Raw genomic sequence first — 13,659 nt, forward strand, 5'->3', positions numbered from 1 at the left:
TTTAAATTAAGTTTATCATTGCAACAATAATCCCAATAGGGGCAATAAACCGAATCGTAAAGTACCAACTTTGAAAATAAATCCCTTTTAAATACCCCCCACTCATTGCATAAACTTTATCCTTTTTAAGTATCCAACCCATATAAATACACATAAATACACCAGCTAAAGGCAACATAAAAGAAGAGGTAATATAATCAAACCATCCAAAAAGATTTTTATCAAAAAAGCTAAGTGCTTCACTCATCAAAGCTGTATTGCTAAACAAAGCAAACACTCCCAAGACATAAGAAATACCAATACTAAAAAAATTGGTCTTTTTTCTACTCCAATGAAAAGCTTCCATTAAATAAGCATTAAAAGGCTCTAGCATAGAAACTGCAGAAGTAATTCCTGCAAAAATCAAAGCGACAAAAAATAAAAAGGCAATAATATCTCCGCTAACTCCCATATTAGCAAAAATTAAAGGCAGGGAGATAAAAACAAGACCTGGACCGCTGGAGGGTTCTGCCCCATAACCAAAAATAAAAGTAAAAACAACCAATCCCGCTATCAAGCAAAAAATAAAATTAAGTAAAGCAATAATAATGGTATAACGAATAAAATTCCCCTCTTTAGGTATTGAGTTAGAATAAGTTAAAATCACACCCACTCCTAATGAAAGAGAAAAGAAAGCTTGCCCAATTGCCTCTACAATTACTTTTGCATTAAGCTTACTAAAATCAGGAGTAAATAAAAATTCAAAAGACTGCTTAAAAGAATCTTGAAACATAGAATACCCAAGCAATCCTATAAAAATTAAAAGCAGCAGGGGCATTAAAATAAAATTTAAACGTTCAATACCTTTCTTAACGCCTTTACTTAAAATATAAGCACAAAGAGCAACAATTACAAAATGCCAAAGAAGTTGATAGGGAATCTCACCACCTATAAATTCAACCCACAAGACTTCAGCGGCTTCTAAACTCTTTGGCAATCCTCCAGCTATCACTAAAAACAAATAATGTAATAACCAACCCAAAACTACCACATAAAAAGAAAAAATCAAGACTCCAGAAAATATCATCCATCCACCAAATTTCAGGAATCCCATATTTTTTGGTGCTAAAGATGCAAAAGTGCTAATAGCATTTTGTCTAGATGCTCTACCAAAAAATATTTCAACAATAAATACGCTTATGCCAAATAGCAAAAAGGCTAAAGTAAAGACAAAAACAAATGCCATTCCGCCATTTTGCCCTGTCATATAGGGAAATTTCCATATAGCTCCAAGACCAATGGCACTCCCAGCAGTTGCTAAGATATAGCCCACCTTAGAGAATCTTATCATTTATTGAATCTCACTATCCTCTTTAATAGCGACAAAAATAGCACAATACAGAGATTTTCTTTGGTTAGTAATATGAAAACCATTAGTAGTTTCTAAAGACATTAAATAAAACTTATTACCTACCTTTATAATCTCTTTAGTGTTTTTAAGTTTTTTAAAATCTATTTGTTTTTCAAAGAAACCTTCAAAAGAAAAATCTTCTTTTGTAGTAGCATAAATCGTTCCATTAGAATCAAACAAAACAGTAAAAACTTCACTCTTTTCTGAGATAATAGAAAGATTTTTTAATAAAGAAGATTTTAAAATTGTTGCTAGAATTTCAGATTCCCAAACAAAAGCCAGTCCTCCTATCACACGATTTTCTTTAAGGATTGGAACATAAAATATAAAAGTTTCTTTATTATTATAAAAATTACTTTTCTCATAATTTGATATGAAAATACCATTTTTATAAATTGAAAGTTGCGAAACTTTCTCAGCAATAACAATTTTTTGACCACTAATATCATCTTGCTTTCTAGAGTTTTTTAATATTTCTCCCCTTTCGTTAAAAAACAATATATTATAATAAGACTTAAAACTATTCCCTAATCTTTCCAAAAGTGCAATCATATCTACTTCATTAGCTGCATTAGGTTCTTCTAAGAATTTTCTAAAACCTGCAAGATTTTCAATCCAACGAATATCTTTAATGCAATTTGACAATAAAACATCCATTGTCGTAGCAAAATACTGCGAATAATACCCAACTACATTAAATAAAGTATGATAAATACCTTTTTGAAGTTCTTCTGTGGAGGTAATACATAAAGCATTCATCTCTTCACTAAGGATTCTAATGCTATTTAAAATGGGATTAAGAGCATAAGAGTGACTCTTTGAAGCAATAATTTCACCATTAATCACAACATCGCCTAAGTCTTCATTGATATTTTCAGCTTCAATAATTACATTACTCAAATCTCCAGTAATCAATAAAGAATCTTCTAACAGATAAGCTTCCATTTCGTGCTTACTACGACTTTTAACATCAAATATCACAGATAAAGGAACAACACGATAAATTTTCCATTCAGAAGTAACACTTTTATAAGACTCCGCAACAGACAAAGACTGAGAAGCGGTAAGGCAAAGTCTAGATCGAACGCTTAAAAAAGTAAAATCTTTATTCACATTAAAAGTTATTACTCGTCCTTCTGCAAACAATTTACTATTATCCGAATATAAAACATGATTTTTTGAATCCACGATAAAAATATTTGCTTGAGACAATCTATAAGGAAACAAAGAAACAACTTCTTTAAAAATATCATCCAAATTCACAATAAGCACAATTGTAGCAAAAGAGCTTTGGTCTTTATCTTCACGCATAGGCACTACAAAAAAGTATTCATTGCTTTGATAATCTAAATTTTCATTATAAAAATCTACTTTTTGATAAAAATCTTGACAAAGAGCTATATTATCAGCCTCTAAAACAGCTGACATCTTTGTTGCTGGCATTGCATCACCATTTAAAGAGAACGCCATCTTTCCCTGAGCATCAAACAATAAAACATCTTTATAAACTAAATAACTCTCCTTAAAAGCTTGTAAATAGCCACGGAGTTCCTCTAATTTTTCAAGTGCCTCATCTTTATGTGTATTATATTTAGAGTGAAATTCTTTATATAAACGTATAGCATGAGAGCTTCTTGCTAAAATAGAAATACTTTTATAACAAGCATCTAATTCACCAACAACTCTATCTCCTATAATTTTCACAGAAACTTGTGCTTCTTCATAACCATTTAAAAAACTTTGCTCAATAATTGTGTGAATCAACTTATTTTGCAAAGACTCAAATTTTTCTTGTGTTTTTTCCATATAATCGAATAAATTTTCTGCTATATCTAAAGAGCTTATTTTTCCTGTAAGTGTTGTTTTACTAAGCAATGTATTAAGCGATATAAACTGGGATTTATATCGTTCCGCCATAGGCATATAAGTGCTTAAGATACCAATTGTTGATTGCTCCATTTTATTCCTTAAAATAAATTTAATATTTTTGGAAAGAGCCAATATTATAACCACATTATTTTATAAAAAAGATTAAAAAACCTAAATTTTCTTTTAATCTTTTTAAATTTAATATTCATCTGCCCATTGCAAAATAGAATCTTTTTGATCTTGAAAATTTTCGAAGCGGTGAGAGCCACCTTCTTGAAGAAGCATTTTAGAATCTCTAAATTTTTCAACAGCATTTTTATAATTTAAGACTTTATCTCCCTTTTGCAACATCACATAATAAAGGCTGGGGGTAATGGTTTCTACATAATATTGTTTTAAGCTCAAAGCCAAATCTATAGTCCAAAGGAAAGTCTGATTATTGTAAGGAATATGAATTCTTCCAACTGCTGGAAGCAAAGTCTTATAACCATCAATAACGGGATTAACCAATATAGCTTTAAGATGATATTTTTCTGCTAAAAAAGTCGCATAATATCCCCCAAGTGAGCTTCCTATTAAACAAATCTTATACTGCTTTTGGTATTTTTCAATAAGGGATTGAATAAATTCTATAGCCAAATCCGGAATATAAGGAAGATTAGGAGTGAGAGAATGAGGAGAAAAATCACGGATGATTGTGCCTTTATAGCACAATCCTATACTTCTAAATCCGTGCAAATATAAAAGCATCAATTACTTGATAGAACTCAAAGCACCTTCATAATTAGGTTCTTCTGTGATTTCAGAAACAATCTCTTTATAAACCACTTTACCTTGTGGATCAACAACAAAAACCGCACGTGTTAAAAGCCCATCTAAAGGAGAACCATCTAGTAATACCCCATAAGATTCACCAAATTTTTTATTTCTAAAATCACTTAATGCCTCTACATTTTTAATCCCTTCTGTAGAACAAAATCTACCTTGTGCAAAAGGCAAATCTAAAGACACAACAAAAACCTCTGTGTTAGCCAAACTTGCCGCTTTTTCATTAAATTTTCTTGTTTGTGTTGCACATACACCAGTATCTAATGAAGGAACAACATTAATAACTTGATATTTTCCAGTTGAACCACCAACAGATTTGAGGCTTAAATCACCTGCTACTAGCTCTACCTTAGGAGCAGTATCGCCAACTTTTATTTCTTTACCTGCTAATTTAACAGAACTTCCTTTAAAAGTAACCATCTCATTATCCTTACAATATTTTATTTAAAAGTTCTCAATTCTAAATAACTTTAGCTAAAAACAAGATTAAAAAGTTTGCATTTTAGGAATTGCTTGAAGATTTAAATCATCAAATTCCTTTCGCATATAAGATTCAATGGCTACTCGCCCTATCATTACCGCATTATCTGAGCAATATTCCAAAGGCGATAAAAGTAGAAAAATGCCATAATTTTCACAAATTCTAGTTATCTTCTCTCTTAATAACCCATTAGCACTTGCTCCCCCAACAATAGCAAAATGTCTCCATTGGTATTCTTTATCTTCGCGTTTTTGGTTTTGTTGTAAAAAAATATTACATTTTTGGCATAAATGTTCAACAGCCACTCTTTGAAAACTCGCACAAATATCAGCCTTAAATCTCTCCAAATCCATTGTTTTAGATTTAACTTTTTCTATTTCTAATCGCACCGCATTTTTAAGACCCGAAAAACTAAAAGCAAACTTTTTCTTGCTCTTTAAAGGAATAGGAAAAGAGAAAGCTAAATCATTACCGTTTTTTGCATAAGATTCTACAATCGGACCTCCTGGATATCCTAATCCTAACATTTTAGAGACTTTATCAAAACTCTCCCCAAAACTATCATCAATGCTTCTTGCTACAATCTTCATCTCTGTAAAACTTCTTGCTTCAAAGAGCATACTATGCCCACCTGAAACCAATAACACGCCTAGTGGAAAAATGGAATCTTTTTCTAAAAAAAGCGAATAAAGATGTCCTTTGAGGTGATTAACACCAATTAAAGGAAGATTTAAAGTATAAGCTAGGGTTTTTGCCATCATCAATCCCTCTAATAAAGTTATATTTAAACCAGGTTGAGTGGTAACAGCAATCGCCTTTAAATCCTTAAAATAAGATTGAGTTTTTTCTAAAATTTGTGGAAGCAACTCTGCATGCAATCGGCTTGCAAGCTCCGGAACAACTCCCCCAAATACAGAATGTTGTTTCTCTTGAGAGATTTTTTGGTGAAAAATAATTTTTTTTGTTTGAATCTCTGTAAGCGCAATAGAACTATCATCGCAACTGCTTTCTATACTTAAAATTAATCCGCCCAAAGTATCCCTTAAACATTTTCCTCTAAAACATTCACACCAAGCTCTGTTAATCGCTTATCAATTTTCTCTAAAGATTTTTGGAGGGTTTCTTTACTAATATCTGGTAACTCTCCACCCCAAGCCTTTTGTGCTTGATTATAACCGCGTATTACCCCTTCTCTTCCTGCCTTTAGCTTTTCTACATCATCACCTGCACCGGCTATCACAAAATCTGCAATCCTTGCTGAAGTTTTTGCAATACCAAAAAACCCATCTTCTGCAATTAATGCTTTAGCCTCATTAGATGTTAATTCCTGTAATGGCTTGCCCTTATATCCAATGGCATTTAAATCTAAACCATTAAGAATACTCGTTAATCTATCAGGATTACTCAAGGCACTGCCTCCCAATAAACTAACACTATTTTGGCTATTAAAATTATTTTCGCTAGTGCTACTAACATTCATTTGAAACTCCACGACATAACTAGTCATTAGGGCTTTTGCATCAATCTTAGAAGCAGCCTCTTGAATATTCTTCTGTCTTTGTATTTCACTCGTCGTTTCTTTTTTCAATGGATTAGAAGCCATCGCAGATTGCAAATCTTTACTATATTCTAAACTACCTTTCACATTCTCTATAGCCATTATGCCCTCCTTGACAAAATTTATGTAATAATATCGGTATTTTTTTAAAAAAGAACAGAAAATGAAAAAACTTTACGCTGAATGGGAAAAACAAGATGGCACATTACTCTGCTTCCCCCATAAAGATTCTCCTTGGAAAGAGTATTTAGAAGAAACACGAAAAGTCTATTGCGAAATTATTTACCAAATTTTGCAAGTTCAAACTTGTCTTTTAATCTCCCAAAATAGACAAGAAACCAAAATCTATCTACAAAATTATTTTATAACTCGGCAATGGGATTTGAAACTCCTTTATAATCTTTATCTCATAGAAATGCCAACTAATGATACTTGGGCTAGAGATTTTGGAGGAATTACCATTTGCAAAAATGGTCAAAATATTACACTAAATTATGGTTTTAATGGATGGGGGTTAAAATTTGCGGCAAATCTTGATAATCAAATAACAAGTAATTTAAAAAAACTCAAAATCTTACAAAATGTCAAAACAAAAAAACTTATCTTAGAGGGAGGAAGTATAGAATCTAATGGGAATGGCATTTTACTTACTAACACTCAATGTCTTTTAGAAAAAAATCGTAACCCTGCTTATTCTCAAAAAAAACTCGCAAAAATCCTCAAAAAAGATTTTGGTTTAAAAAAGATTCTTTGGCTTCATAATGGCTTTTTAGAGGGAGATGATACTAATAGCCATATTGATACTCTTGCAAGATTCATAAATCCTAATACCATAGCCTACTTAGAATGTCAGGATAAGGAAGATAGGCATTATAAATCTCTACTAAAAATGAAAAAAGAATTAAAAGCTTGTAAAGATTTAGGAGGAAAATCCTTTTCTCTTATCCCTCTGCCCTTTTGCACACCAAAATATTATGACAATGAACGTCTGCCTGCAACTTATGCAAACTTTTTATTTATTAATAATCGCGTGTTATTACCAATCTATAAAGACAACAATGACCAAAAGGCGATAAAGATCTTACAAAATGCTTTACCCAAACACAAAATTATCCCCATTGATTGTTCTGTTTTAACAAGACAACACGGGAGTTTGCATTGTATTAGTATGCAATTCCCCTATAAAACTCTCAATTTTCAAGCACTCCAAAAATTTAGATATACTTAAATACATAATGCTAAATTAAGCTTGTTTAAATATAATTCCCTTCCTAAGTATTTATTAGCGGAAATGGCGAAACTGGCAGACGCACCAGACTTAGGATCTGGCGCCGCAAGGCATGGAGGTTCAAGTCCTCTTTTCCGCACCACAATTTAATAAACTTTTCACAATAATGCCTAATATCAATCTTTAACTCTACATAATTCCCCGTAAAATACTCACCAAAAGACCTCAAAGATACATTAAACCTCTCCCAATCTGAAAACATTAAAGCCGCTCAAGATTTAGCCCTAAGGTCTTTTTCTAAAGAGGAAAGAGAGGAATTATTAGCATTTGCTAAAAATATAGGGGGTGCTCCACAATCTTTGCATTCTAAAGACCCAAACAAAGGTTTAGAAGCTTTAAAAAACAAATTTGGAGAGGATTCTAAAATCTATCAATCAGCCCAAAGCCTTAACAATATCTTTACCCCCATTGTGCATTTAAGGCAAGAATTAATCCTCGTGTATCTGTTTTTACTTCTCTTAAAATATTTGTTAAATTTTGAGCAAGAGATTTTCTACCTAGTTTATCCTTTTCAAATGTGCAATTTTCATCTTTATCAAAAAAGCTATCATTCAAAATCAATTTTAGCTCCTTAAATTATAATATGTAGGAATTATAATACAAATCAAAAAGAGCTTTAAATGACCATTTGAAGTCCATTGAATATATTTAAAATAGGGAAGTTAAGCTATTATTCAATTTGAATAATATTTGTTTTTCAGCATAATTTTATTGAAGCTAAAAAGAGGGAGTTTTATGAATAATGGTTGGCAAGTAATTTTTTTGGAGATAATTTTACAATACACTTCAAAGATTGTAATAATAGTCAATCAGAAATCATTTTAAATTCTGATTATAGAATAACAGCTATATCTCAAAACGAGCAATTCCGTTGGAGTATTCCAAATGATATTCAAAATATAATAGAGAAAAATACATTGAAGTATCTACGAGAAAAAGATATTAATGGCTTTATTATGACAACTAAAACTCCCATCAATGAAACTTCTAGTGGTGAGGAACAATACAAAGGAATTGCTTTGTATGCTAGAAAGAAACTATGTCAAGAACCAAGTTTTTTTAGTGTGGGCACTGATAAAAGCCACGCATTTTCATATATGTATGGTGAGATTAATGTAGATTTCATTGATGAAGATGCAGACAATATAGCAACTTATGGAGGAAATGTTGTATGGAATAATGATGAAATGGATTTATTAAAAATAAATATACAAGAAATTATTAAGGCTATAGGAAAAGATTGGAAAAAAAGAATAGAAGCTAGAAAGAAAGAAATTACAAAAAAATGGGCTTTGATGTGTATGATTGGTATAAAGAATATACAGCTAATGAGAAAAAGTTTGCAAAGAGCATTACAGATATAATTGTTGATAATGAAGGCTTAGATACTGCCTCAACTAAAACCTTGCTAGAATATGTGCAGGGAACTTTTGCCTTTAAAACTTTTAGAGATTTTGCAGATGATTTAGGAAAAGAATACTTAAATAATACAAATATTTTAAACTACTTAAAGATTGGGAGATTATTGAAGCAAAAGAATTTTACAGGGTATCCATTGGAAGATTAAAATTAAAAATAATACAAAAATTTGAACAATTACTGAATGAGGGCACTAGAGAAGTAGTTGGGAAAAATGATATTAAGATTCTATGCATAAATTCTTAAAAGAATTCCCTTGGTTGCTAGAACCAAGGTTATCTACAATGGATGATGAGGTCTCTTATAGTGATTTGCTATTAAAAGAATTTCCAGAACAAGAAAATATGCTTGAAGAGAATAGGAGAATAGACTTCCTTTGCAAAGGGTTTGGGCAAGAGCTTTATATATAGAAATCAAAAGAAGTCAAAAAATTATAACTCGTCAAGATTTAGACCAATTGAAAGATTATTGTGAATTTATAAAAGAAAAATTTCAGAAAGAAACATCAGATAAAATGCGATATAAAATAGTTAAAGGTTATATAATAGGCAAAGATTTACATAGTGAAGCAGTAATTAGGGCTGATAATATGAGAAATAACGATATGTTTTTTCTTTCACATAAACAAGCTTTAGAACAAGCAAAGAAATATCATCAAGATTTCATTGATGCCCATGAACAACTTAGAGAAAAGTTAGAATGCAGTTCTTTACAATCTCCTTGTTCATCAGAGGTGGCACAGCATTCCCAATTTGACGAGCAATAGAAGCCATATTTCCAAAAAACATATAATCTTCTGGAAAAGTTTGTAGCAACGCTCCTTCTCTTAAACTTAAAGCTCTATCTTGCTCTGGATACCCATGTCTTCCTGAGCAGTATTGATAGAATTTTGTCGTAATTGTAGGAGATGGCTTATCCCACCAAATACGACTATATGCATCTTTATATCCATTAGTTTTTTGTGGCATTCAAATTTTGGCACATTCTCACCCCAATCTATCCTTGTTCCACCATTTTTAGGTGTATTTTGAATTCTATATAAATCGATTTTATTCATTTTGGAAGCACGATGCAAAGAATCTTTAAGGCTTTTTTCTCCTGCTCTAATTTCATCAAGATGAATTATAAAATCTCTAGGAGTTTTTACTGAATCTGTTGTTGTTTCTTTAAGTTTTGGGGTGAATGCTTTGATTCTTGAAGCTAGCAAAATAAAACGATTGCGTTTTGTGGAACTCCAAAATTTTTTGCATTTAAGACTTTATAGTCATATTTATAATTATTTTGAGTAAGAATATTTAGAAATCTTTGCAATACCTCTAGAGATTTTTAGCAATACCTGGAACATTTTCCATTAAAACAATATGAGGTTTTACACCATTAACGAGGCGTCCAAACTCATCAAGCAATGTCTTACGCGAAACAGTTTTAATATCTTTCTTATTGATATTTGAGAATGGTTGGCAAGGGGCGCATCCAGCTAAAATCTTTATAGAATTTTTTGATTGAGAAAAAATATCCTTTATTCTTTTTGCAGTAATTTTACCTATGTCTTCTTGTATATATGAAACTCGGTTATTGATTTCATAAGCTTTTTTTGCGTTGGAATCAACATCAATTCCAGCTAAGACTTGAATACCAGCTTCTAAAAAGCCTCTAGTTAAACACCGGCCCCACAAAATAAATCTATTGCTACAATTTTCCTCATCAAGACTCCTTTAATAAGCATTATTTTAAAAGTTACTTAATTCTTCCATTATCACTTCGTTTTTAAATGGAAAAACTTTTATTTAAAATAGTATTTTATAATATTTTAGGATTTCACTATTTGCATAGTGGATTACCATGGCTTCTTAAAGCTGGAGTAATTCACCGCTTCTTCAAAGCTTCTTTTATCATATTTGATGTTGCATCAGCATAAATCATTGTTGTATTAATATTTTTATGCCTCAATGCTTTTTGTATCACTCCTAGATTAATATCTTTTGCCATTAAATCCATTGCAAAAGAATGTCTTAAAATATGACAGCCTTCTTTGTGAAATACACCCGCCTTTTCATAGATACGCTTTAAATTAATATAAGCAGTCTGTCTTTTTAATTGTGTATTATGTGAAGTTAAAAAAACATAATCGCTTAAAGAAAGTTTTTGAGAGATATAAGAAAGCTCCTTTTCAATAAGGCTTTTTAAAATATAAGCCTTTTGTCTCTCTCCACCTTTAGCTATAATACTTAGCTCATAAAATTCATCATTTGTATCACTGGTAGTAAAGTCTATCAATTTTAAATTAAGTGCTTCAGAAATTCTAAGTCCTGCTCCAAATAATAGTTTAACAAGCAGAGAATTTCTGTTGTTTTTGTAATTATTGTTATTTTTAATAGTTTTTTGTAAATAGTCTAAAATTTTATTCATATCTGCTAATTTTATGTGATTTACTTCTTTGCTTTCGCCTTTTTTTAATTTTAAAGGAAATTTTTTGAATAAATAATCATAGTCTATTAAATCATCATTGTTTTTGCTTAAAAAGTTAAAAAACTCTTTAAAGTTCTATAATAACTTGCCTTTGTTGCATTATTTGGCTTAATTCTTGCTTCTAGCTACGAAAAAAAGTAAGAAATATGCATTTATTTAATGTTTTTTAGCCTTACTTCATCAGAAATCTCCTCACAGAAGTCACTAAATACTAAAAGTTGTTAATTATAAGTCAAAATTGTATTTTTTTAGAAGTTAAGAGATTCTAATTCCCTAATAAAGAGATTTTTTAACCTTACTAAATCAAGGATTAAACCATATTTTTCTAATTCCATAATACATTATCCTTATTTTTGTTACATACTTAGTAAGTATGTAATATTTTTTATAAATGTATCCAAAATATAAATAATAAATAGTAGTTTAATGCAAAAAACATTATAATTACAAAAATTAATCTATAGGGAATGTAAAATGGCACTTAAAAAAGTAGAAATTAATCAAAAATCTTTAAAGGCTATTGAAAATAGCGGAATTAATATTAAAAGCTTAACTAATGATGAATTTTCTAACAAAATTAATGATTTTATTATTAAGGGTGTGGAAAAAATAGAAATTTCTAATGAAAATCTTTTACTTTTGGAAGGAATTGCACTTTTAGGAAAGAAATTTAATAAAGAGAGTTTAGTAGATGAATTATTTAATAAAAAACTAAAAGAAATTTATCATCAATTAGCAGAAACAATTTAAAAACACGCAAGGATATGCAATGGCAAAAGAAGCTTATATTTTTGCAGGAGTTAATGGAGCTGGTAAGACAACGCTATATTATAATGAGCTAGAATCTGCAAAGGATTTTGGTCTAAGGATTAATATTGATGAAATTGTGAGTTCTTTTGGAGATTGGAAAAATAGAAAAGACCAAATAAGAGCTTCTAAAATCGCTCTAAAAATTAGAGAAAAGTATATTAAAGAAGGAAAAGATTTTAACCAAGAAAGCACATTATGCGGAAATTCCATATTATCTTTATTCCAAAACTTAAAAGATTCACAATATTGTATTAATCTCTTTTATATAGGTGTTAAGAATCCAGAGATTGCTAAAGAAAGAGTAAAAATAAGGGTGGCAAAAGGCGGACATAGCATTGACCCTAGTGTTATTGAAACAAGATATTATAAATCTTTAAAAAATCTAAATACAATTGCTCCTCTTTGTAATAGCATTATTGTTTTTGACAATACTCAAACATTTGAAAAAATTTTAGAGAAACGAGATAATTTTTTAAATATCTTTAAAGAGCCACAATGGATTGTTGGCTTATTAGAAAAACTAGAAGAAATGCCTTAAAATGCAAAGCAAGATGTTAAAACTAAAAAGAGATTGCTCTTAAATGTTAGCTTTAGTTAGGAGACTTTATTAGAATCTCCACTATAAAGAATTAGAAAGTAAGTTTTAATTCTACTAGAGCTAATATACTAAAACCACTTCCGCTTAAAGTGGCTTTAAGTTTGCAAGGGATTTAAGGATTTTATAAGCGGAAGTGGCATAAGATTAGAATGTTTTAATTATGTTGTTGCTTTAGACTAGCATTTTATAGCTAAAATAAGCAGCAGAATCACGACTAAGACAATTGTAATTTCTGCCATTAGACCTCCTTTTAAGAAAGCCTAACTTTAAATCCACATATATTATATAAGCTTTTTACTTTAAATCATTATTAATCCCTATTTTTAGGCATTTTCAAGGAGTAATTCACTTACTTTCAAGTGCAGTTTTAATTGCAAGAATCGGAATAATAAAAACCATTAAAGCCATACAAACAACAATTATTTCTGTAAGCATTACAAATCCCTTAAATTTTTGATTTTTTTATTAATATTTTTCTGTAAGAGGATGATTGCCACTCCTAGAAAAATAACCGCCACAAAACCTAATGATAGCAATAAGAAACTTATTGTCTCATAATTTGGTAATACTCCAACCTAAAATAGCCAAAAAGGTAGCCACAGCAATACCAAGCCAAAATTTTAAATTGTTAATTTCCTCTTTCGTTTCATCTAACTTACTCATAACAAAATTATATCCCCTCTTTTCTTAAAATATTAAAGCCACAAAAGCTTTGTAATTTGCGTTAGCAAAAATTAAAACTAAACCAATAAAGCATTTCAATAGGGTTTTTAATAAATCATTTACTTCTGTGTTGTCTGATAAAAGATTATCAGTAGGATATTCTAATGCCAAACACATAAACTTCAGAAGCAAAATGCGTTATAAAAGAGAAATTGCACCTTTAGAGCGTGGCTATTCCTTAGTAATTATTTATACAGAGGAGTTATTAAGTAAAAAATACTTAATT

Annotated in this window: 19 protein-coding genes and 1 tRNA gene; 8 read left to right on the top strand and 12 right to left on the bottom strand. The window is 30.3% G+C overall.

All coding sequences use genetic code 11. The features are described from left to right. Nucleotide 1: 1 nt before the first annotated feature. The 6 genes from LS72_RS04900 to LS72_RS04925 all read right to left on the bottom strand — a co-directional run bounded on the left by LS72_RS04900 (nucleotide 2) and on the right by LS72_RS04925 (nucleotide 6,228). Nucleotides 2–1,312, bottom strand: a complete 1,311-nt coding sequence (locus LS72_RS04900) for a sodium-dependent transporter (protein ID WP_238700713.1) — start codon at nucleotides 1,310–1,312, stop codon at nucleotides 2–4. Between the two features lie 18 nt (nucleotides 1,313–1,330). Continuing rightward, nucleotides 1,331–3,349, bottom strand: a complete 2,019-nt coding sequence (locus LS72_RS04905; protein WP_034553332.1) for a cache domain-containing protein — start codon at nucleotides 3,347–3,349, stop codon at nucleotides 1,331–1,333. A gap of 108 nt (nucleotides 3,350–3,457) precedes the next feature. Then, nucleotides 3,458–4,009, bottom strand: a complete 552-nt coding sequence (locus LS72_RS04910) for a YqiA/YcfP family alpha/beta fold hydrolase (RefSeq protein WP_034553350.1) — start codon at nucleotides 4,007–4,009, stop codon at nucleotides 3,458–3,460. 3 nt (nucleotides 4,010–4,012) lie between these two features. Continuing rightward, the gene (gene tpx, locus LS72_RS04915) at nucleotides 4,013–4,507 is read right to left on the bottom strand and encodes a thiol peroxidase (protein ID WP_034553331.1); all 495 of its coding nucleotides are present in this window, start codon (nucleotides 4,505–4,507) and stop codon (nucleotides 4,013–4,015) included. Nucleotides 4,508–4,573: 66 nt separating this feature from the next. Continuing rightward, nucleotides 4,574–5,602 carry a tRNA (adenosine(37)-N6)-threonylcarbamoyltransferase complex transferase subunit TsaD gene (gene tsaD, locus LS72_RS04920; RefSeq protein ID WP_034553330.1) on the bottom strand — a complete coding sequence of 343 codons (1,029 nt, stop codon included), beginning with the start codon at nucleotides 5,600–5,602 and terminating at the stop codon, nucleotides 4,574–4,576. A gap of 8 nt (nucleotides 5,603–5,610) precedes the next feature. Further along, nucleotides 5,611–6,228, bottom strand: coding sequence for a hypothetical protein (locus LS72_RS04925; protein WP_034553329.1), 618 nt, complete (start codon nucleotides 6,226–6,228; stop codon nucleotides 5,611–5,613). A 61-nt stretch (nucleotides 6,229–6,289) separates the two neighbouring features. Here LS72_RS04925 and LS72_RS04930 point away from each other — a divergent pair, with 61 nt between their 5' ends. Both LS72_RS04930 and LS72_RS04935 read left to right on the top strand, forming a co-directional pair. After that, nucleotides 6,290–7,354 (top strand): agmatine deiminase family protein, encoded by a 1,065-nt coding sequence (locus LS72_RS04930; protein ID WP_034553328.1) that lies wholly within the window; start codon nucleotides 6,290–6,292, stop codon nucleotides 7,352–7,354. A gap of 57 nt (nucleotides 7,355–7,411) precedes the next feature. Further along, a tRNA-Leu gene (locus tag LS72_RS04935) sits at nucleotides 7,412–7,496 on the top strand. A gap of 317 nt (nucleotides 7,497–7,813) precedes the next feature. On the opposite strand, the gene LS72_RS10805 is transcribed toward LS72_RS04935, so the two are convergent. Beyond that, nucleotides 7,814–7,975, bottom strand: a complete 162-nt coding sequence (locus tag LS72_RS10805) for a hypothetical protein (RefSeq protein WP_194145560.1) — start codon at nucleotides 7,973–7,975, stop codon at nucleotides 7,814–7,816. Nucleotides 7,976–8,160: 185 nt separating this feature from the next. On the opposite strand from LS72_RS10805, the gene LS72_RS04940 reads away from it, so the two are divergent. The 4 genes from LS72_RS04940 (at nucleotide 8,161) to LS72_RS10810 (ending at nucleotide 9,599) form a co-directional block, all read left to right on the top strand. Next, entirely contained in the window at nucleotides 8,161–8,778 is a 618-nt protein-coding gene (locus LS72_RS04940; RefSeq protein WP_138155120.1) for a hypothetical protein, read from the top strand. Beyond that, nucleotides 8,712–8,981, top strand: a complete 270-nt coding sequence (locus tag LS72_RS04945) for a hypothetical protein (protein WP_034555315.1) — start codon at nucleotides 8,712–8,714, stop codon at nucleotides 8,979–8,981. The genes LS72_RS04940 and LS72_RS04945 overlap by 67 nt, the downstream gene beginning before the upstream one ends. Nucleotides 8,982–9,117: 136 nt before the next feature. Continuing rightward, entirely contained in the window at nucleotides 9,118–9,243 is a 126-nt protein-coding gene (locus LS72_RS11560; RefSeq protein ID WP_269149277.1) for a hypothetical protein, read from the top strand. Beyond that, nucleotides 9,210–9,599, top strand: coding sequence for a hypothetical protein (locus tag LS72_RS10810; RefSeq protein ID WP_034555316.1), 390 nt, complete (start codon nucleotides 9,210–9,212; stop codon nucleotides 9,597–9,599). The genes LS72_RS11560 and LS72_RS10810 overlap by 34 nt, the downstream gene beginning before the upstream one ends. Here the strand turns inward: LS72_RS10810 and LS72_RS11685 are convergent. From LS72_RS11685 to LS72_RS04965, 5 genes are all read right to left on the bottom strand, one after another. Further along, a complete protein-coding gene (locus LS72_RS11685) occupies nucleotides 9,517–9,759 on the bottom strand; it encodes a DNA cytosine methyltransferase (protein ID WP_414458063.1) in 243 nt (80 codons plus the stop codon). The genes LS72_RS10810 and LS72_RS11685 overlap by 83 nt on opposite strands. Then, entirely contained in the window at nucleotides 9,666–10,040 is a 375-nt protein-coding gene (locus tag LS72_RS11370) for a hypothetical protein (RefSeq protein ID WP_052087388.1), read from the bottom strand. Before LS72_RS11370 ends, LS72_RS11685 begins: the two co-directional genes overlap by 94 nt. Continuing rightward, a complete protein-coding gene (locus tag LS72_RS11690) occupies nucleotides 10,034–10,144 on the bottom strand; it encodes a DNA cytosine methyltransferase (RefSeq protein ID WP_138155122.1) in 111 nt (36 codons plus the stop codon). Before LS72_RS11690 ends, LS72_RS11370 begins: the two co-directional genes overlap by 7 nt. Nucleotides 10,145–10,149: 5 nt before the next feature. Further along, nucleotides 10,150–10,509: a DNA cytosine methyltransferase gene (locus LS72_RS04960; protein WP_052087389.1), complete on the bottom strand. Its 360-nt coding sequence runs from the start codon at nucleotides 10,507–10,509 to the stop codon at nucleotides 10,150–10,152. Between the two features lie 190 nt (nucleotides 10,510–10,699). Beyond that, nucleotides 10,700–11,242: a tyrosine-type recombinase/integrase gene (locus tag LS72_RS04965; protein ID WP_138155124.1), complete on the bottom strand. Its 543-nt coding sequence runs from the start codon at nucleotides 11,240–11,242 to the stop codon at nucleotides 10,700–10,702. Nucleotides 11,243–11,776: 534 nt separating this feature from the next. Between LS72_RS04965 and LS72_RS04970 the strand changes: the two genes are divergently transcribed. Together LS72_RS04970 and LS72_RS04975 are read left to right on the top strand one after the other, a co-directional pair. Then, nucleotides 11,777–12,052 (top strand): hypothetical protein, encoded by a 276-nt coding sequence (locus LS72_RS04970; protein ID WP_034555617.1) that lies wholly within the window; start codon nucleotides 11,777–11,779, stop codon nucleotides 12,050–12,052. A gap of 19 nt (nucleotides 12,053–12,071) precedes the next feature. Continuing rightward, complete coding sequence (locus LS72_RS04975) at nucleotides 12,072–12,650, top strand: zeta toxin family protein (protein WP_138155126.1); 579 nt, start codon at nucleotides 12,072–12,074, stop codon at nucleotides 12,648–12,650. Nucleotides 12,651–13,659 lie beyond the last annotated feature (1,009 nt).

The sequence above is a fragment of the Helicobacter apodemus genome, from assembly GCF_000765745.2.
GTDB classification, from domain to species: Bacteria; Campylobacterota; Campylobacteria; order Campylobacterales; family Helicobacteraceae; genus Helicobacter_D; species Helicobacter_D apodemus.

Excerpts from the sequence above, each read along its gene's own strand:
- LS72_RS04905 (WP_034553332.1), bottom strand. The coding sequence starts at position 3,349 with ATGGAGCAATCAACAATTGGTATCTTAAGCACTTATATGCCTATGGCG.
- LS72_RS04910 (WP_034553350.1), bottom strand. The coding sequence starts at position 4,009 with ATGCTTTTATATTTGCACGGATTTAGAAGTATAGGATTGTGCTATAAA.
- tpx (WP_034553331.1), bottom strand. The coding sequence starts at position 4,507 with ATGGTTACTTTTAAAGGAAGTTCTGTTAAATTAGCAGGTAAAGAAATA.
- LS72_RS04925 (WP_034553329.1), bottom strand. The coding sequence starts at position 6,228 with ATGGCTATAGAGAATGTGAAAGGTAGTTTAGAATATAGTAAAGATTTG.
- LS72_RS04930 (WP_034553328.1), top strand. The coding sequence starts at position 6,290 with ATGAAAAAACTTTACGCTGAATGGGAAAAACAAGATGGCACATTACTC.
- LS72_RS11560 (WP_269149277.1), top strand. The coding sequence starts at position 9,118 with ATGGATGATGAGGTCTCTTATAGTGATTTGCTATTAAAAGAATTTCCA.
- LS72_RS04965 (WP_138155124.1), bottom strand. The coding sequence starts at position 11,242 with ATGAATAAAATTTTAGACTATTTACAAAAAACTATTAAAAATAACAAT.
- LS72_RS04970 (WP_034555617.1), top strand. The coding sequence starts at position 11,777 with ATGGCACTTAAAAAAGTAGAAATTAATCAAAAATCTTTAAAGGCTATT.
- LS72_RS04975 (WP_138155126.1), top strand. The coding sequence starts at position 12,072 with ATGGCAAAAGAAGCTTATATTTTTGCAGGAGTTAATGGAGCTGGTAAG.